The 18,116-nt window shown below is 61.1% G+C and carries 17 protein-coding genes and 2 pseudogenes; 3 read left to right on the top strand and 16 right to left on the bottom strand.

Features of this window, described 5'->3' with window-relative positions; genetic code table 11:
* Window positions 1-24: 24 nt before the first annotated feature.
* The 8 genes from EB230_RS31340 to nifH form a co-directional block, all read right to left on the bottom strand.
* Entirely contained in the window at window positions 25-810 is a 786-nt protein-coding gene (locus EB230_RS31340) for a response regulator transcription factor (protein WP_172374744.1), read from the bottom strand.
* A 24-nt stretch (window positions 811-834) separates the two neighbouring features.
* Entirely contained in the window at window positions 835-1,314 is a 480-nt protein-coding gene (locus tag EB230_RS31345) for a NifX-associated nitrogen fixation protein (protein ID WP_172374746.1), read from the bottom strand.
* A 17-nt stretch (window positions 1,315-1,331) separates the two neighbouring features.
* Window positions 1,332-1,829: a nitrogen fixation protein NifX gene (gene nifX, locus EB230_RS31350; protein ID WP_172375230.1), complete on the bottom strand. Its 498-nt coding sequence runs from the start codon at window positions 1,827-1,829 to the stop codon at window positions 1,332-1,334.
* Window positions 1,795-3,177 carry a nitrogenase iron-molybdenum cofactor biosynthesis protein NifN gene (gene nifN, locus EB230_RS31355; RefSeq protein WP_172374748.1) on the bottom strand — a complete coding sequence of 461 codons (1,383 nt, stop codon included), beginning with the start codon at window positions 3,175-3,177 and terminating at the stop codon, window positions 1,795-1,797. Before nifN ends, nifX begins: the two co-directional genes overlap by 35 nt.
* A gap of 9 nt (window positions 3,178-3,186) precedes the next feature.
* Window positions 3,187-4,677 (bottom strand): nitrogenase iron-molybdenum cofactor biosynthesis protein NifE, encoded by a 1,491-nt coding sequence (gene nifE / locus EB230_RS31360; RefSeq protein WP_172374750.1) that lies wholly within the window; start codon window positions 4,675-4,677, stop codon window positions 3,187-3,189.
* 60 nt (window positions 4,678-4,737) lie between these two features.
* On the bottom strand, window positions 4,738-6,279 hold the full coding sequence (gene nifK, locus EB230_RS31365; protein ID WP_172374752.1) for a nitrogenase molybdenum-iron protein subunit beta: 1,542 nt from the start codon (window positions 6,277-6,279) through the stop codon (window positions 4,738-4,740).
* Between the two features lie 131 nt (window positions 6,280-6,410).
* Window positions 6,411-7,916 carry a nitrogenase molybdenum-iron protein alpha chain gene (gene nifD, locus EB230_RS31370; RefSeq protein ID WP_172374754.1) on the bottom strand — a complete coding sequence of 502 codons (1,506 nt, stop codon included), beginning with the start codon at window positions 7,914-7,916 and terminating at the stop codon, window positions 6,411-6,413.
* A 104-nt stretch (window positions 7,917-8,020) separates the two neighbouring features.
* Complete coding sequence (nifH, locus tag EB230_RS31375) at window positions 8,021-8,914, bottom strand: nitrogenase iron protein (RefSeq protein WP_006331760.1); 894 nt, start codon at window positions 8,912-8,914, stop codon at window positions 8,021-8,023.
* A gap of 369 nt (window positions 8,915-9,283) precedes the next feature.
* On the opposite strand from nifH, the pseudogene EB230_RS32875 reads away from it, so the two are divergent.
* Both EB230_RS32875 and EB230_RS32510 read left to right on the top strand, forming a co-directional pair.
* Window positions 9,284-9,682 (top strand): annotated as a pseudogene (locus EB230_RS32875) (IS110 family transposase); the annotation flags it as partial.
* A gap of 34 nt (window positions 9,683-9,716) precedes the next feature.
* Window positions 9,717-9,860 carry a hypothetical protein gene (locus EB230_RS32510; RefSeq protein WP_157385576.1) on the top strand — a complete coding sequence of 48 codons (144 nt, stop codon included), beginning with the start codon at window positions 9,717-9,719 and terminating at the stop codon, window positions 9,858-9,860.
* A 147-nt stretch (window positions 9,861-10,007) separates the two neighbouring features.
* Here EB230_RS32510 and EB230_RS31385 read toward each other — a convergent pair whose 3' ends face one another.
* Window positions 10,008-10,439 (bottom strand): PIN domain-containing protein, encoded by a 432-nt coding sequence (locus EB230_RS31385; RefSeq protein WP_172352466.1) that lies wholly within the window; start codon window positions 10,437-10,439, stop codon window positions 10,008-10,010.
* Window positions 10,436-10,735 (bottom strand): hypothetical protein, encoded by a 300-nt coding sequence (locus EB230_RS31390; RefSeq protein WP_172374756.1) that lies wholly within the window; start codon window positions 10,733-10,735, stop codon window positions 10,436-10,438. The genes EB230_RS31385 and EB230_RS31390 overlap by 4 nt, the downstream gene beginning before the upstream one ends.
* A 17-nt stretch (window positions 10,736-10,752) precedes the next feature.
* Here EB230_RS31390 and EB230_RS31395 point away from each other — a divergent pair.
* Window positions 10,753-11,229: pseudogene (locus EB230_RS31395) on the top strand (nucleotidyl transferase AbiEii/AbiGii toxin family protein); the annotation flags it as partial.
* 512 nt (window positions 11,230-11,741) lie between these two features.
* Here the strand turns inward: EB230_RS31395 and EB230_RS31405 are convergent.
* The 6 genes from EB230_RS31405 to EB230_RS31430 form a co-directional block, all read right to left on the bottom strand.
* Window positions 11,742-12,602 carry an ABC transporter permease gene (locus EB230_RS31405; protein WP_172374758.1) on the bottom strand — a complete coding sequence of 287 codons (861 nt, stop codon included), beginning with the start codon at window positions 12,600-12,602 and terminating at the stop codon, window positions 11,742-11,744.
* Window positions 12,599-13,540, bottom strand: coding sequence for an ABC transporter permease (locus EB230_RS31410; RefSeq protein ID WP_172374760.1), 942 nt, complete (start codon window positions 13,538-13,540; stop codon window positions 12,599-12,601). Before EB230_RS31410 ends, EB230_RS31405 begins: the two co-directional genes overlap by 4 nt.
* Window positions 13,540-14,499, bottom strand: coding sequence for an ABC transporter ATP-binding protein (locus EB230_RS31415; protein WP_172374762.1), 960 nt, complete (start codon window positions 14,497-14,499; stop codon window positions 13,540-13,542). Before EB230_RS31415 ends, EB230_RS31410 begins: the two co-directional genes overlap by 1 nt.
* A complete protein-coding gene (locus EB230_RS31420) occupies window positions 14,496-15,527 on the bottom strand; it encodes an ABC transporter ATP-binding protein (protein WP_172352468.1) in 1,032 nt (343 codons plus the stop codon). Before EB230_RS31420 ends, EB230_RS31415 begins: the two co-directional genes overlap by 4 nt.
* Window positions 15,528-15,532: 5 nt before the next feature.
* Window positions 15,533-17,095 (bottom strand): ABC transporter substrate-binding protein, encoded by a 1,563-nt coding sequence (locus EB230_RS31425; RefSeq protein ID WP_172352469.1) that lies wholly within the window; start codon window positions 17,093-17,095, stop codon window positions 15,533-15,535.
* A 190-nt stretch (window positions 17,096-17,285) separates the two neighbouring features.
* A complete protein-coding gene (locus EB230_RS31430; RefSeq protein ID WP_172374764.1) occupies window positions 17,286-18,077 on the bottom strand; it encodes a DeoR/GlpR family DNA-binding transcription regulator in 792 nt (263 codons plus the stop codon).
* Between the last annotated feature and the right edge of the window lie 39 nt (window positions 18,078-18,116).

Raw genomic sequence — 18,116 nt, forward strand, 5'->3', positions numbered from 1 at the left:
GTGGCACCAGACCCGGCACTCGATTCAGCCGTCCAGCTTCTCGAGCGAGTAGCCGGCCGACCTGACGGTACGGATGACGATACCGGTCGAGGCCGTCTCCAGCGCCTTTCTGAGCCGACTGATGTGGACATCCACTGTGCGTAAACCGACATGGATATTGGGTGGCCAGGCCCCGCCGATCAGCTCGTCCCGGCTGAAGACCTTGCCGGGAGCCTCGAGCAAATGCCGCAGCACGTTGAACTCGATCGGTCCGAGATGGATGTCATGGCCATTGCCGCAAACCCGGTGGGCATCGAGCTTCATCTCAAGGCTGCCATAGGAAAGCCAGCTGTCGTTTTCAATCCCGTTTGAACCCGGCTTCGGCAGCGCCAGCCTCGTCCGCAGATAATCGAGCAGCTTGGCCGGCGCCATTGGCCGCACAAAGCTCTCGTCAATGCCGGCCTTCAACAGATCAAGGTGCTGGTTCTCGGCGCCGGGCGCGATCAGGGCAATGACGGGCAGGCCGCCGGTCCGGGGTTCCCGCTTGAGCCGGGCGCAGATTGCGGACCCGGTAAGGCTCGTCGGACCGCAGTCCAGCACCACGGCCTGGAATTCCCGTTCGTCGGCCTTTGCAAGTGCTTCTTTGGCGCCGCCTGCCGGCTCACTGACGAAGCCGTCCACCTCCAGTATGTGGCTGAGGAACAGATAGAACTCCGCATCTTGCGAACAGATCAGGACGAGTGGCTTCATCAGCGCTACCCCGAGAACCACATTGGCCTCGACCGCGTCGGCCGCGTGGGCTGGCCATCGCGGCTCCTCAAGGCCTGACATGATCCTCTTGCTCGAAAATTGGTTTCATGCCCGTGCCACCTCGGGATAGGCGTCGATGGCTGCGATGGCATCGTCGACCAATTTCGTACCGGCCGCGGCGAGTTTGCAGAAAGTCTCGAAGCCGAACCGATGGACGTCGCGCACGGTCTTGGACAGAACGACCAGCCGCCCGGCAGTGAAAAGCACGCGCCCGAACCCCTCATGGCTCATTTCGATCATCGGCGATGCCATCAGGCCGGAGCGCTCCTCGATCGCAAGGGCGACGGCAGTGTAAAACTTGTCGAGCCTCCACAGCACGTCCGGATCGGGATCGCCGATGATTGGGATCGTGCGACGCCGTTCCTTGCTGACGATGAAGTCGGCCAGCAACTCGGCGTCCGCTTTGCCGTCCCACGACCCGTGGGAATCTTGAGCAAGGATCAGCCGCACGAGGCATTTGACGAACGGGCTGCCAAGGGCCGCCTCGTCATCGTTGACAGCAGGGCTGATCGCGACTTCAATCATTTTGCTCTTTCCTTGTTTCAGTCCTCATCCTCGAAGGAGGGTTTCTTTTCGGCGACACCAGCCTCGGCCAGCACCTTGCGCAGCCAGGGCGGAGGACACGTTCTCAGCATCATCTGCGTGCGCAACAGCACCTCTTGGATGGTTTGTGGCTGCGGCACCTTGATTGGATGGATTTTTGCCGAAATAACCTTTGCTGCCGAAGGCCCGCCGATGGCCAGACAAAACAGCAGATGGCAGCCCTTCAGCGCCTCCACCTTCGGCGTGACGCGGTCATCGCCCTCGGTCCGACGCTTCCCGCTCTCATCGGAAATGTCATCGAAGGCCACGGCTTCCACGAGATGCCACTCCTCGCGCGTCACATCGTAGACAGCAAAGCGCTTGGCCGACCCGAAATGGGCATTGAGATTCGTCATGTCTTGCGTGGCGATGGCTACGCGCAATGCGCCTGCCCGTCGGTCCGTCATCGGTGCGTGAACCTCGTCAGTGACGAGTGAGAGGCGACGAACGGAGCTCATCTGGCATTTCTCGTTTCCGGAGTGGATCAAGCGCCTCAGGCGTCGGCGAGCGCTGGTTGGCCTGGAAGATGTTGGCAACATCGAAGATCAGGTCGCGGGTCCCCCGATAGAGGATTGTGAGCTTGTGCTGGCTGCCGAGCCGGTCGAAGATCGGGAAGCCGACGCGCATGAGCGGAATGCCAAGGCGTCGCGACGCCTGGCGACCGTGGGAATGTGTTACGAGAAGATCCGCGCCCGCTGCAAGAGCTTCCAAATCGCCGAGATCGCCGATCTGAACCCACTCCGCCGGTACTTTTTGCAGAATCTTCGACATATCGGTCGTCGTGACCGCCGCCGCGATGTCACAGCCCATGCCGGTGAAGAAGGTTGCGAGTTGATAGAGTTGGTCTGGTTCAGCAGCGATCGCAATTCTCTTGCCTCCGAAATGGAAATGTCCGTCGAGCAATGCATCCTCCAATTGCGCCCGGTGACGGCGAACCCGGTCCGGCACCGCCGCGCCCGAAACCGCCGATAGCAGCGAGACGAACCGGTCGACGGCCTTCAATCCGGTCAGCGACTGGAACACCGCGTAAGGCACGCCGGTCAACCCGTGCAGCGTTTTCGCCGGGTGGCGCATGTGCTCGCCGATGACGATGCATTGCGCGGCCGTGCCAAGCTCGCGGATTTCCTCGACGCTGGTGCCGCCATAGGTAGTGGTTACCCAGCGGTCAGGAACCGTGCCGTCGAGTGAGCCGGAGACGTCCGGCAGGATAACCGGCTTGAGCCCAAAACTTTCAACCATGTCACGCAAATGCTCGACGTCAGCGACAGTGAGGTTGCATCCGGGCAGGATCGCGATCTTCTTCGGCTGCCGGGTCCGTGCGCCCGACCGTGTAATCCCTTCGATCATCGCCGCGACAGCCTTGGCCCAGCCTTCTTCGATAGCGCCGCCGAAATCAGGCGTGTTGGCCAGCACAACCTCCGTACCCCCGAGCTCTTCCGCATGCTTCAGCTTGACGTTGGCGATATCACTCGCGCAGTCTTCGCCACGGGTCTCCACCAGCGCGGTCGTGCACACTCCTATCAGCTTTGGCTTAGTGCGGGTTTTGAGGTTGAGGATCGCCTCTTCCAGATGGTCCGCTCCGCCGAGTATGGTTGCCACCTCATCCATCGCCGTTGTCTGCAAGGGGATCGCTTCCTTGAAATGCCGCACGAAGAGCACGAGCGCGAAGCTGGTGCAGCCTTGGCCGCCGTGGAACAGGGGCATCGCACCCTCGACTCCAAGAAAAGCGAAGGCGGCACCCAGCGGCTGCGACGACTTCAGCGGGTTGACCGCCGCTGATTTGGTATTGCGAAGGATGCGGACCATCGGATTTCCTCATCGGTCGCCGAAGCGGTGAGCCATCGCGCCGGCGAATTCATTGAAAGCGTTCACAGTCGCGGTCCCGTTCTTCGTGCTCGCCAGATCGTCCTCCCCGACAGGCTGGCAATCCCATGGCGCCGGCTCCCGCACCTGGCCCCAGATCGGGTTATGAATGGCGAGGTCGATCTGCCGTACAAGTTCCACCATGCCGTCATAGCCGGCATAAGGATGTTGGCGCTCCTGGTTGATATCGAGCCACGGTGTCTTGGCCTTCAGGGCGATGAATTGCGTACGCCCGCCCGACAGCATGATGTCGGCCTTGTGTTTTGAGAGCATGGCGTAAAGATCGCGCGCTGCCATCTGCTCGAACATGTGGTTTTCGTCCTTGAGGATCCGCTTGATCCGCTCCTTGTCTTCGACGGTGGATTTCTTGACCGAAGTGCCGACGATCTCCATGCCGATCTCCATCAGGGCGTGGACGACTGACCAGGACTTCACACCGCCCGTATTGAGCAGCACGCGCTTGCCTTGAAGCCGCCGGCGGTAGGCCTCGAGTTTCTTCCACGCAATCGCCTCCTGCTCAGCAATCAGCGTGTCTGTGCGATCGAGGATCTCCGCATCGGCGCCCTTCCTCACCAGCAGCTCAGCAATGTTGCGAAGTGCCTCCGAGGTCTCGGTTATGCCGTAGAAGGAGCCCTCGAAGAACGGGATGTCCCAACGCTCCTCCATCTTGCGGGCCAGATTGATGAGTGCGCTCGAGCACACCATCATAGCCGCCCGGGCGCGGTGCGCGGATGCAACGTCGATGTAACGCGCATCGCCCGGAATGCAGGCGCGCACCCGGATGCCGAGCCGATCAAGCAGCGGCTTCACCAGCCAGAATTCGCCGGAGAGGTTGAATTCGCCAAGGATGTTGATGTCGTAGGGTCCGGCGTCGTCGGGTTCCACCGTGCCGATGACATGATCGAGCAACGCTTCGGCGGCCAGTTTGTTGCCGAGGTTCTTGGAGCCGGCCAAGCCCGGCGCATTGATCGGCACCACGGCCAAGCCGAATTTTTCGGCCGCGCGTTTGCACACGGCCTCGATGTCGTCGCCGATCAGCGCCGTCACGCAGGTCGAATAGACGAAGACTGCCGGCGGCGCATATGTTTCCTTGATCTCGCGGATCGCCCTGAACAGCTTCCGCTCGCCCTGCCCCATCACGACGTCGAGTTCGGTGAGGTCGGTTGTAAAGCTTGTCCGCCACAGGGTTGGCCCGGACGAAGCTGCGCCTCTGTTGTCCCAGGAATTGCCCTCGCAGGCGAGCGGCGCATGGACCAGGTGCGCAACGTCGGTAATCGGCTGCAGGACGATCTTGGCGCCGTCAAAGGCGCAGCCGCCGGCTGCCGCCCCGGGGGTCAGCGGCTTCGAGCAGCCCTCCTTGCGCGCCTTGGCATCCTTGCCGCGGTTGGTATCGCAGGCCGGCTCGTCGAAAACGTCCTGGATCTTGGCACTGAGCGAGGTCATTGCGTCAGTCTCCGAAGTCCATTGGGCAATGGTCGGCCTCGACGAAAAGCCGGTACGGGCTTAGCGGGTGAGGTCATAGGAATAGTCCGTCACGCCCGTTTCGCTCGTCTCGCGATCGAGCTTGTCGAATATCTTGTCGAGGATCGTCGTCAGCACGCGTAATCCACCCTGGTAGCCCATGAGGGGAAAGCGATGGTGATGGTGCCGGTCGAAGATTGGAAACATCAGCCGGATCAGCGGCGTGCCGGTGTCGCGCTCCAGATACTTGCCATAGGAATTGCCGATCAGCAGGTCCACCGGCTCTGTAAAGAGCAGCGAGTGCATTGCCCAGAGATCCTTGCCCGCCCAGATCTGGGCATCCTGGCCGAAGGGCGAGGATGCAAGCAATTCCTTCATCTGGGCCTCCCAGGCCGATGTGCCGTTGGTCGCGAGGCAATGTGTCGGCTCGCCGCCGGTCTCCATGACGAAGCGGGCCATGGCGTAGACGAAGTCCGGATCACCATAGATTGCGTACTTCTTGCCGTGCAGCCATGACTGGCTGTCCGCCATGGCGTCAACCAGTCGGCCGCGCTCCATCCGGATTGTCTCGGGGATCTCCTGGCCGGAAATCGCCGAGATCTTCATCAGGAATTCGTCAGTCGCCTGGACACCAAGCGGATAGTGGAAGGATGCCGTCGCCTGCCCGACCTCGTTGCAATATTCCAGCGTCTTGCGGGTGTTGTAATGCTGCAGCGACAGTGTCGCCTCCGCGTTGAGTGCGCCTTTCACGTCTTCGATCTTCGTGCCACCGTCATACATGCGGTATTCGCCGTCCGACGGCGTGTCGAACTGGTCTGAGGCGTCTTGAATGACGGTATAAGTGACACCCATCAGGTTGAGGAGGCGCTTGAGTTCTCGGTTGTTTCCGACGCAGAATCCGTCGAAGCCTGGAATGATGTTGATGGTCCCAGCGGCTTGCGAGCGCTCGCTGCCCTTCCAGAAATGCTCCAGCACGCCCTTCACCATGCCGTCGTAGCCATCGACATGGCTGCCGACAAAGGCAGGCGTATGAGCGAAAGGCACGTCGAAGTCGCACGGGACCGAGCCTTCGTTCTTGGCGTTCTCTATGAAGCTCCGCAAGTCGTCGCCAATGACCTCAGCCATGCAGGTAGTCGAGACGGCGATCATCTTGGGGTCGTAGAGCTTGTAGGTATTGGCGAGCCCGTCGACCATGTTCTTGAGGCCGCCAAACACTGCCGCGTCCTCGGTCATCGAGGAGGAAACCGCTGACGAAGGCTCCTTGAAATGTCGCGACAGATGCGAGCGGTAGTAGGCGACGCAGCCCTGGCTACCGTGGACGAAAGACATGGTGCGCTCGAAGCCCGCGGCCGCGAACACCGCGCCGAGCGGCTGGCAGGCCTTGGCGGGGTTTATGACAAGCGCCTCGCGAGCGAGGTTCTTTTCGCGGTATTCCCAAGTCTTGGTCAATTCGCGTTGGTCGGTGACGATCTGATCAGGGTGCGGACATTCGAAATTCAGTTTCTTCTCGGCAAGCATTTGTCTGTATTCCGGCTCGCGGAACAGGGGAGCATGGTCGAGAACTTTTTCGGCCGATTGCGGCATGGTGGTCACCTTTTCCATCTGGCTGCGGCAAGCGGCAGCACAGGGACATCAAAGCGTTAAAGGGCATCCAGCGTGGATCGAGCACGCCCCAAGCATTTATCCGCCTCCCTGCCAGGGAGGGAGGCCAGTCCTCATTCGGCGGCGACCGCCGTCGGCGGCGCGTCCTTCATCTTTTTCCACGGCGCGCGGTAGAGACCCCAGACCGGGTTGTTGATGGCCAGATCCATGTCGCGGGCGAAAATGGCGAAGCCGTCATAACCGTGATACGGGCCGGAATAGTCCCAGGAGTGCATCTGGCGGAACGGGATGCCCATCTTCTGCACCGGGTATTTCTCCTTGATACCGGAGCCAACGAGATCAGGGCGGATGCCTTCGATGAACTTCTCCAGCTCGTAACCGGTGACGTCGTCATAGAGGAGCGTGCCATTCTTCACGTAATGGCCGGTGCGCTGGTAGTCGTCGTTGTGGGCGAACTCGTAGCCGGTGCCGACGATCACCATAGCGAGGTCCTCGTAAGCAGTGATGACGTGACGAGGACGCAGCCCGCCGACATAGAGCATCACCGTCCTGCCTTCGAGGCGCGGTCGGTACTTGGCGATGACGGCATCGACCAAGGGCCGGTACTTGGCGATGACCTTTTCGGTCTTCTCCTCGATTTCCGGGCCGAAATGCTTGGCGATGTTGCGCAGGGAGGCCTCGATCTGGGTGGGGCCGAAGAAATTGTATTCCATCCAGGCGATGCCGTACTTTTCCTCCATGTGCCGGCAGATGTAGTTCATCGACCGGTAGCAGTGGATCAAATTGAGTTTGGCCTTGGGCGCGCGCTCTATCTCGGCGAGCGTGGCGTCGCCCGACCAGTTGCCGACCACCCGAAGTCCAATCTCCTCAAGCAGGATTCGCGAAGCCCAGGCATCGCCGCCAATGTTGTAGTCGCCAACGACATTGACGTCGTAAGGGCCAGACTCGAAATCGACATCGTCCTTGTCGAAGACCCAATCGCGGATCGCATCATTGGCAATGTGGTGGCCGAGCGATTGTGAAACGCCGCGGAAACCTTCGCAGCGCACCGGTACAATCGTCTTTTCGTGCTCCTTGGCCTTCTTACGCGACACTGCCTCGATATCGTCCCCGATCAGGCCGATCGGGCATTCGGACTGCACCGAGATGCCCCCACTGAGCGGAAACAGGTCCTCGACCTCGTCGATGATCTTTTCCAGCTTCTTGTCGCCGCCGAAAACGATGTCCTTCTCCTGGAAGTCGGAGGTGAACTGCATTGTCACGAATGTGTCGATGCCCGTCGTGCCGACGTAATAGTTGCGGCGTTGCGACCAGGAATATTGCCCACAGCCGACCGGCCCGTGCGAGATGTGGACCATATCCTTGACCGGACCCCATACCACGCCCTTGGAGCCGGCATAGGCGCAGCCGCGGATTGTCATCACGCCCGGAATGGACTTGATGTTCGATTTGACGTCGCATTCGGAAAGGCCCTTGTCCTCCCCTCCGGCCTCGTCCTTGCTCGTTGCGACACTGAGGTGCTTCTTGCGACGCTTCGCCGCTTTGTCTGGATATTGGGACAGCACGTCTTCGATAAGCTTCGCATGCAAAGCGCCGTCATTCTCATAGTCGAGGCCCATGGGACCTGCCCCTTTCAAGGTTCGGGTAACGCCTCACCAACGAGGCCTTGTTTCGTATAAAGGGGCGCCAGGTCACGGTCGGCGCCCCCTGTCGGTAGCGGCAGTTACTGAGCGACGGCCAATTTCGCTTCCTTGGCCTGAAGCTCGGCAAGCATTTGCTCGTCCGTCTTCATGATGCCGAAGTCGAGCAGCATATCCTCGAGCTCCTCCATGGTGATTGGGGTCGGGATGGTGCCCTGCCCCGAATTGACATGGATCTTCTCGGCCAACGCGCGGTACTCCCCTGCCTGTTTGGAGTCCGGCGCATACTGGATTACCGTCATCTTTCTCAGTTCGGCGTGCTGGACGATGTTGTCGCGCGGCACGAAGTGGATGAGCTTGGAATTGAGTCTGGCGGCCAGCGCCTCGGAGAGGTCGAGCTCGCGGTCGGTCTGTCGCTCATTGCAGATCAGCCCGCCGAGCCGCACGCCGCCCGAATGGGCGTATTTCAGGATACCCTTGGCGATGTTGTTGGCGGCATAGAGCGCCATCATCTCGCCGGACATGACGATGTAGATTTCCTGGGCCTTGTTTTCGCGGATCGGCATCGCAAAGCCGCCGCACACCACGTCGCCCAGCACGTCGTAGGAGACATAGTCGACATTATCATAGGCGCCGTTCTCCTCGAGGAAGTTGATCGAGGTGATGACGCCGCGGCCGGCGCAGCCGACACCCGGCTCGGGGCCGCCGGACTCCACGCACTTGATGTCTTTGTAGCCGATCTTGAGCACGTCCTGGAGTTCAAGGTCTTCCACAGAACCTTCTTGGGCGGCGAGATGCAGAACGGTATCCTGCGCCTTTGCGTTCAGGATCAGCCGGGTGGAGTCGGCTTTGGGGTCGCAGCCGACGATCAGGATTTTCTGTCCGAGGTCGACCAGGGCGGCTAGCGTATTTTGAGAGGTGGTGGACTTGCCGATGCCCCCCTTTCCGTAGAATGCGATCTGACGCAGACCTGACATGTTGCTTCCTTCCTTCTTTCCATCCATAGCGGTTACCGCGACTTCAATGCCGGTCGGCAGATCCCGCCGCCTCGCACCGATCGTTTCAAAACTCGTGCCAATTCGGCCGGTTGGATCGAAGAAGAAATTTTATGATTGCTTTTCAGCTGTTTAACATTTGGCAAAAATATTAAATTGGCTAAATAAACTTGTGTCGCGGCCCTGACAAAGGCGACAGGAAATGTCGGATGGCGTTGAGTAAGACGTCGGCCGCGGAGCCCGGAAAGAAGCTAGTTGTCAAAATCTGATGGAGTAGATGCCCCCTCCCGACGCCATCGCAATGTGCCAGTTTGGTGATTGCCAGAATCGACCAAGACAGAGACGGCATCCATGGAAGTTACCATCATTGGAATCGATCTCGCAAAGCCGGTCTTCCAGGTTCACGGCGCGGCGAGTGACGGGAAGGTTGTCTTTCGCAAGAAGCTGTCGCGCGCAGTTGCTGCCGTTTCTCGCCGGACAGCCCCGGTGCACGGTGGCGATGGAAGCGCGACCGCCCACGACTGGGGGCGTACGATCGGCGGGCTCGGGCATGCCGTCCGGCTCCTGCCGCCGGTCTATGTGAAGTCCTTTGTAAAGCGGCACGCGGAAGCGGCCCTCAGGCCGACAATGCGCTTCGTGGCTGTCAAAACCGAGGAGCAAGAGGCGCGGTCGATGATCTTCCGCACGCGCGACCTCTTGGTGCGCCAGCGCACGCAGCTGATAAACGCCCTGCGCGGCCACCTCGCCGAAGCACGGGGTCGTCGCCCCACACGGCCCGGCCCACGTGAAGCGCCTTGCGGATGCAATCGAAGACGAGGAAGGCCTCATCCAGCCGATCGTCCGCGACGTTGGTCGTCTCTACCTCCAGCAGATCGCCATCTACAGCGAGAAGATCGCCGAGCTCGAGAAGACCCTCCCTTGGCTGTAGATCATCTGGGAGCTCGTCCCGCTGGATTTGGCGCGCTGAAGGAGCGGGGATCAGCCAAATCCGCGAGCGTTCCAAGTGGATTCTGTCCACTCTATCTGAGTTTCAGCCATCTTGCCCTCCCGAGCATTCCTTAACCCCGCCGCCGCATCAGACCGCTCCGCGTATCGGATTGACGACCTTGAGCCCGGCAAAGTCTTTTTCGTTATCCGTTACCAGCACGCACTCGTTCGCACCGGCGACAGCGGCGATGATCATGTCGAGCCCGCTGCGCGGCTTGCCGGCCAGTTTTCCTCCTGCCATCAGCCGCGCCCAGATCAGCCCTGCCTTGTCGTCGAACGAGAGGATGCGGCCCGCAAACAGCGCCTGCGGCCCCTCAGGCCCAGAGAACCAGTTGTCGAGTGCGTCGCGTTTTTTCCCGCGCGGCTTCTCCAGAACCCTGCGAAGAATTTCCGCAACGGTCAGCGAAGCGATGAACAAATCCTCGTCACGCTGTCTCGACATCCATGCCAGGAGCGATTCCGAAGGCTGCGATTTGACGACATCGCTGATGATGTTGGTATCGAGGAGGTAGCGTGTCACAGGTCGATCTTCCGCCCCTCTTCATGGGGGCGGGAAAGATCGAGGTCAGCTCCCACGAGCGGCGAACGACGCAATGCGGCGAGAATCCCGCCAAGCTTGGGTGGCTCGCCGGCGATGGTCTGGCTGACAGCAGCGCGCAGGCTAGAGGCATCCGGTCCATCTTCGGCCAGGCGGCGAGCCAAAGATCGAATGAGGTCGCGATCGGCATCGCGGCCAAGCACCTCGAAGCGCGCCAAGCCGCGCTCGCTGAGGCGAGATCGATAGCTTTGAATGGCGCGTTTTTGCGATCTGCTCATAGTTGCCTCCGACTAACGACATCGCCTGCGACGCGTCTGGCCTGACCGAGGGCGTGACCTTTCCCACGGCTCGTCCACGCGTGATGCATGCGGAGCGAACCTTCTGGGAGAAGGCGACGGCCATCCATGTCTTCTGGCTGCAGGAGCGCCGGCGCGGCGATCGCTTTGCTCGTCACTGGCACAATGTCGCGCGGTTGGACGAAACTGGTTTTACCCCGTCCGCCTTTGCTGATCGCGATCTGGCGAACGCAGTGGCGCGCCACAAGACCATGTTCTTCGCCGAGAAAGCGCCCGATCGAACGCCCATCGATTACGCGGCGGCTGTCAACGGCGGTCTGCGGCTTGTGCCCGCAGGCGATGGTCTGAAGGCGCTTGAAGAGGACTACGCCCGCATGGTCGACGACGGGCTTCTTCTGGAAGACGCGGAGCCTTTCGAAGCGCTGATGGCGCGATGTGCCGATATCGCCGAGCGAGCCAATTGCGTCCGCGAATAGAAAAAACTGGGGGGACGGCGCCGTGCGAATTTCGCGGATCAAAATTACAAACTTCGCCAATCGGCGCGCTGCGGCCGGGAATGCTCGATGCGCTGATGGCGGCAGAGCCAAGCCTCGCCGATCAACGCGAACAGGTGGTGCGCATGTCGGCGGCGCTCGCTGTCGGCGGGCCGCTCGCCGACCTGGATCTGGCGAGCCTCGGTGGACGCGACGCGTCGCCTCTCCATCTTAATCTGTTGACGCCGCACTCGGCAAAGGGCTGCGAAGATGATGTCGTGATCATGGTGGGACTCGATCTGGGCGGTTTGCCCTGGCACAACGAGCAGCCGGCGGCGCGACGCGAAAGCCGACGGCTGTTCTATGTTGGCCCTGACGCGGGCCCGCGACGAGATCCATATGCTGTATTCCGGTTACGTCGATACCGGCCGCGGGCGAAGGTTCGGCACCCCGTCCTGTGCAAGAGCGTAGCCGTCGACAAGTGTGGAGATCAGCTCCTTTGCATTGGGAAACCGTTATTTGAGGGTCGGGTCGAGCTTATCGCGCAACCAGTCGCCGAGGACGCTAACGGCAACGGCCGTGATGACAATGACGAGGCTTGGAGCGAGCAGCATCCAGGAGGCGCGGGTGATATACTCGCGGCCGGCCGCGACCATGACACCCAGGCTGGTCATCGGCGGTTGAACGCCGAGGCCGAGGAAGGAGAGTCCGCTTTCCACCAGGACGATTTCCGGAAAGGTCACCGTCGCCGCCACGAGAAGCGTCGCCGCGCTGTTGGGCAGGATATGCCGCAGATAGACACGCAGCGGATGGGCGCCGAGTTGGCGCGTTGCGCTCGCATAGCCCTGCGCGCTGGCGGTGATTGCCAGTCCTCGTGCCAACCGCGCATTCCGCTCCCAGCCATAAAGTCCCATCAGGGCGACGAACAGCGTCAGCGAATTACCGAAACAGGCGAGCATTGCCAGCGCCACGATTAGAAATGGTAGCGAAGCCTGTACGTCGATCATTAGCAGCAGCGCATGCTCGACGAGCCCGCGGAAATACGCGGCGATGAAGCCGATCCCGGTACCGACCAACACGCTGATCGCAGTGGCGCCGAAGGCGACCAGCAAGCTGGTGCGGATCGAGTAGAAAAGACGCGAGGCCACATCACGGCCCAGATCGTCGGTTCCCAGGGCATGTAGCATCGTTCCGCCAAAGCCGACGGGCGGCGTCAGGCGATGGCGCAGGTCGATGGAAGTGATCTCATAGGGAGCCATCAGCGGCGCGGCGAGCGCCGTGAAGAGCATGAGGAGAACCCAGCCCACAGCAAGGAGTGTCGGCAGGTCCACCGTGCGAGGCGACGGACGGTTGGTTTCTACAGTTGCCGTTTTCATTGCGATCCTGAGTTTGTTCCACGCAAGCGCGGATCGAACACGCCATAAAGCAGGTCCATCAGCAGGTTGGCCGACGTCATGGTCAGCGCCACGAGAAGGAGGATGACCTGCACCACGGCGAGATCACGGTTCGCAACCGAAACCACCAGCAATTGGCCGATGCCGGGCCAGCCGAAGACGCTTTCCACCAGTACGGCACCCGCGACCTGCCCGCCGAGCATCAGACCGAACAGCGTCAGCACAGGAATGATCGCATTCGGAAAGGCATGGTGGCGAACCACCTGCCGCCACGTCACGCCCTTGGCGCTGGCCGCCACGATGTAGAGCTGCGACAGAACTTCGATCATGGCGCTACGCGTGAAGCGCGCGATAATGGCCGCCCCGCCCAAACCAAGCGTGAGCACCGGCAGTACGAAGCTTTCCGGCCGATCCGCGCCGCCGGACGGGAACAGGCCGAGCGTCACGGAAAAGATCAGGATCAGCAATAGCCCGAGCACGAAGCTTGGCACGGTGAAGCCGAACACGGTCAGCATCATCACCGATCGGTCGACCCAGGTGTCGCGATGCATGGCGGCGTAGGCGCCGACCGGAATGCCGATTAGCATCGTGAGCGCCAGTGCCGGCAGCATCAGCGCCAATGTCAGGGGCGCGCGCTCGAACACAAGCTGCAGGGCCGGTTTTCCAGCGAGCATGGAATTCCCGAAATCGCAGTGAAGTGCCGCCAGGACATAGCGGACATATTGCACATACAGAGGCTGATCGAGCCCCCAATGCCGGCGAAACGCCTCAAGATCCGGGGCGCGGGCGCTGGGACCGAGTATCTGCAGCGCCGGGTCTCCAGAGGCCCGCAGCACCACGAATGTAAAGGTCACTACGATCAGGATCGACAGGCCAGCCCGCAGGACCTTGGGGCCGGCGAAACGAAACACCGCACTCATCAATGCCTCACCAAATGGCAGGCGACCTGCCGTTCCGGTCCTAGCGGCAGGAGTTCGGGCAGGCTCTGGCGGCAGACATCGCGCGCAAGTGGACAGCGTGGATGAAACGGGCATCCGCAGGGCCGATCGGTGGGGCTCGGCGGCTCGCCTGGCAACGCCACATAATGATCGAAGCCGCCCGGAAGCCTCGGCATGGCCGAGACGAGCGCCTGCGTATAGGGATGGGCGGGTTGATCGATAATGGCGTCGGCGCGCCCCTGCTCGACGACGCGGCCAAGATACATGACGACGATCCGGTCGCTGACATGGCGAACGACCCGCAAGTCATGGCTGATGAACAAGAGGCCGAGCCCGAGCTCCTGCTGAAGATCCATGAGCAGATTGACGATTTGCGCCTGGACGGACAGGTCGAGCGCCGAGACCGGCTCATCGCAAACCAGAAGCGAGGGTTTTGGCGCGAGCGCCCGGGCAAGCACGACGCGTTGGCGCTGGCCGCCGGAAAGCTGATGCGGATAGAGCCTGCCATGGTCTTCGCCGAGGCCGACGCCGTGGAGAAGCTCGGCCACACGTTGCTCGCGGCTTGCCGGATCGCCAATCCCGTGAATCGCCAGCGGCTCGGCGATGAGAGCGCTGACAGTCATTCGGCGGTCAAGCGCTGCCAAGGTGTCCTGAAAGACCAGCTGCATCTGGCGCCGCTGCGCGCGCCACTTTTTGCTGTCGATGCGCGGCAGCGGAAAACCCTGAAACAACACACCTCCGCTGTCCGGCGGCTCCAGACCGAGCGCAATACGGCCGGTGGTGGACTTGCCGCATCCGGATTCGCCGACAATGCCGGTCGTCCGGCCCATCTCGACATCCAGCGACACGCCATCGACTGCTACAAGATATTTCCGCGGTCCGTAGAGTGGCGAGCCGAGCGGAAAGCGACGGGTGATGTTGTTGAGACGCAGCAGGGTCATTGATACGTGCCGGCGTCCAAACGAAGGCAACGCACCGAATGCCGCGCGGCGACCTGCCGCGGTTCCGGTCGGCTCGTGCGACATACCGCGATCGCGTGCCGGCAGCGTGGCGCATAGGCGCATCCCGGCGGCAGATTGCGTTGTGGCGGCGCGCCGGCAATGGCGGTCAACCGCATGCGCGGACCGTGCGAGGGCGGAATGGCACCGATCAGGTCGCGTGTATAGGGGTGCTCCGGCGCGGTCAGAAGCGTGTGTTTCGGCGCCGTTTCGACGATCTGGCCCGCATACATGACGCAGGCCCGGTCACAGACGGCCGCCACCGCGGCGAGATCATGGCTGATCATGACCAGCGCCATGCCTGTGTCGCGTTGAATATCTTTGAGCAGCAGCAGGATCTGCGCCTGCACGGTAGCGTCGAGCGCGGTCGTTGGCTCATCGGCGATCAGCAGTTCGGGCCGGCCGGCGAGCGCGATGGCAATCATCACCCGCTGGTTCTGGCCGCCCGACAGTTCGTGGGGGTACGCGTTGAGCCTGCTTGCCGCAGCGGCTATCCCGACCTGGTCGAGCAGGCGGCAGGCCTGGGCACGGGCGGCGGCACCGCTGAGGCCACGGTGCAGGCGAAGCGCTTCGGTGATCTGCGCGCCGATGCGATGCACCGGGTTCAGCGCGCTGGCCGGATCCTGGAAGATCATGGCAATGCGTCCGCCGCGCACCCGATCCAAAACGGATTGTCGTGCGCCCACAAGATCGAGATCACCAATCCTGGCCTCGCCCCCGATCTCGGCGGATTTCGGCAGCAGGCCAAGAACCGCCCGCCAAGTCACGGACTTGCCGCAGCCGGATTCGCCAACGATACCCAAGGCCTCGCCTTTGTTCACAGCGAGATCGACACCGTGCAGCACAGGCACATCGCCGAACGCCACCCTCAAGCCAGCAATGCTGATGGCAGGTTTGGTGGCGGAAGCCCCGATGCCATGAGCCGGCAACAGCGCGGCGCCCGCGCTGTTCTGGAAAGACTTATGCAGCATGGAACTCAGGCCACCGGCTCAGGCGGCATCTTCGGACCGAGATACATTTGCGGCAACGGGTTGGGCTGCCAGCTGACATCCGCCTGCTGCCCATAGATAAAGGGCATGGAATGCAGCGGCGTGATGCAAGGGTCCTCGATCTCGACAATGTCCTGCATCCGTTTGAAGGCCGCCTGGCGCTTGGCGAGATCGGTCGTCGTTTCGAGCTCGTGACCGCGCGCGTTAAACTCGGCATTGGTCCAGCCACCTGTTGACTGGAGGTCATTGGTCGGACCGATAATCTGCCACAGCATGGAAACGGGATCGGCGTAGAAGGCGCCGCCGGACGTGTCATTGATGCCGCCAATGTCGCCGACCTGCGTCCAGTTTTCACACATGATCAGCTTGACGTTGATTCCGGCAGCCTTCCACATCTCGACAAGCGCCTGGTTCTCGGCGAGCTGCATCGGATAATAGGTGCCGACGGAAGGGTATGGGATTTCCTCACCTCTGTAGGATGACTTGGCGAGCAGTTCCTTGACCTGCGCCGGATCATAGGACACCCCCTTGCGGTTGGGGTCGTTGATCTCGCCGAAGATCGGTAGCTGCCAGCTGGTCAGCGCTTTCGCCCGGCCGTCCCAGAGGCCGTCCGCCAGCGCACCGCGATCGATAGCGAGAGCGAGCGCGCGACGCAGATCGACATCTTTCAGGATGGGAGTCCTGAGCGGAGCAAATGTGAGAAAGCGGAACCACATGGCTTCGCCACCAACGATCGAGAGGCCGTTGACACCCTCAATTTCGGCAATGTGGTCCGGAGTGATGTCTGTGACGATATCGTAATCGCCCGACTTCAGTCCGGCGATGCGCGCGGCGATTTCCGGCAGCCGCTTGAAGCGGATCGAGGCAAATGGCGGCTGGCCTCCCCAATATTCGTCGTGCGCCACCAGTGTGATCTCGTCCCCATTGCGGACCTCGCCGATCTTGTAAGGGCCGGTCCCGATCGGCTTCGCCGCCCAGGCGTCATAGCTGCTGGCGCCAGCCCGTGCTCTGGCGCTGATGATCTGCGTGCCCCACGCGCCGAGCCGCTGGGCAAAGACCGGATCCTCTGTCCTGGTGATCAAACGGACAGTGCGATCATTGATCTTCTGCACATCGGCAAGCGAGGAGAGGAAGTTGGCAAACACGGCCGCGCCCGGCGCATTTTCGCCGCGCAGTCGATCCGGCCCGAGCGAGAAGACAACGTCATCCGCCGTCATTGTGGAACCGTCATGAAACTTCACATTGTCGCGCAACCTGATCTCATGGATCGTGGCGTCAATTTGCTTCAATGATGTCGCGAGCGCGAAATTCAGGCGAAAATTGTCGTTGTAGTCGGTCCGTAAAAGCTGATCGAAAATGCTGTATTGCACCCGCCAGGAAACGTTGGCGATGGAGGAGCCGTCCACCGGTTCCAGAATTGTGCGCAGGTCCTGAACGGCAATATTGAGGTTCGGCCGCCGGCCGGTTGCCGCCATGATCGTGTTCGGCAATGCTATTGCGCCAGCCGCCATGGCGGTCATGCCGAGAAATCTGCGACGTGTCGTTTGCATATCAAAATCCCCTCTCTTTCAGTCGGGATGACAATCGGAGCGAATGAAATCCGCTCCCGAGACGGGCTGAGACATAGCGCGGTTATGTGACGGTTTTTTGCAGGTTTGAGACGGATTGTGTTGGTTATTGAAATCAAAAGGAAAAAAATGTTTCACGGTTGGGGCAGCCGTGAGGGCTGAAAGAAGAGGATCAAGTAGAGAACAGTGCGGGGTTGTGACGGTTTTGCGGATATAGAACTTCAACACCGGCGGCTTCGATCTTGTCCAGCACGTCCGATGCAGGCCTCCGGTCGGTGATGATCGCGGTAATCGCCGAATGGGGCAGGATACGGTAACGCGCCGACAAGCCGAATTTGCTGTGATCGGCGAGAATGACAATTTTCCGTGCTTGCTCGCAGAGCGTCGCAGCAAGCTCCTGTCCGACCTGTTCATGGTCGAAGACGCCATTCGGATGCACCGCATTGACGCCGATAAATGCGACGTCGATCTGCTGTTCGCGGAGTGTACGCAAGGCGGTGAATCCGGTTACGGTCCGGAAATCGACATTGAAATCGCCCCCCAGCATGACAACGCGATGCCGATAGCCTTCGGCCGCGGCGATGGCAGTATCGACCATGTTGGTGACGACGCGCATTTCCGGGAGGGCCGATATGCGGCTGGCCAACGACAGAATGGTGCTGCCGCCCCCGAAGAAGAGATTCTGACCGGGCTTCAGAAGACCCAGGGCGATCTCAGCGATGGTGCTTTTTTCCGCGCGCTCGGAAACAGCTCGCGATGAGATGGCCAGCAGCTTTGGCTGTTGCGTTGCGACCGCGCCACCATGGACCCGTGCGACCAAGCCATCCTGCTCGAGCCGTTTGATATCCCGCCGCGCAGTCTCTTCTGAAATATTGAACCGCTGCATCAAGTCTCGGATGCGCACTTCGCCATTCGCCTGGATGATTTCAACGAGCCTTTTATGACGATTGTAACTTAGCGACATGCTTCTCTCTCTCGCGGCATTCGAAAAAAGACTATTCAG

The organism is Mesorhizobium sp. NZP2234, assembly GCF_013170765.1.
Classification (GTDB): Bacteria; Pseudomonadota; Alphaproteobacteria; order Rhizobiales; family Rhizobiaceae; genus Mesorhizobium; species Mesorhizobium loti_D.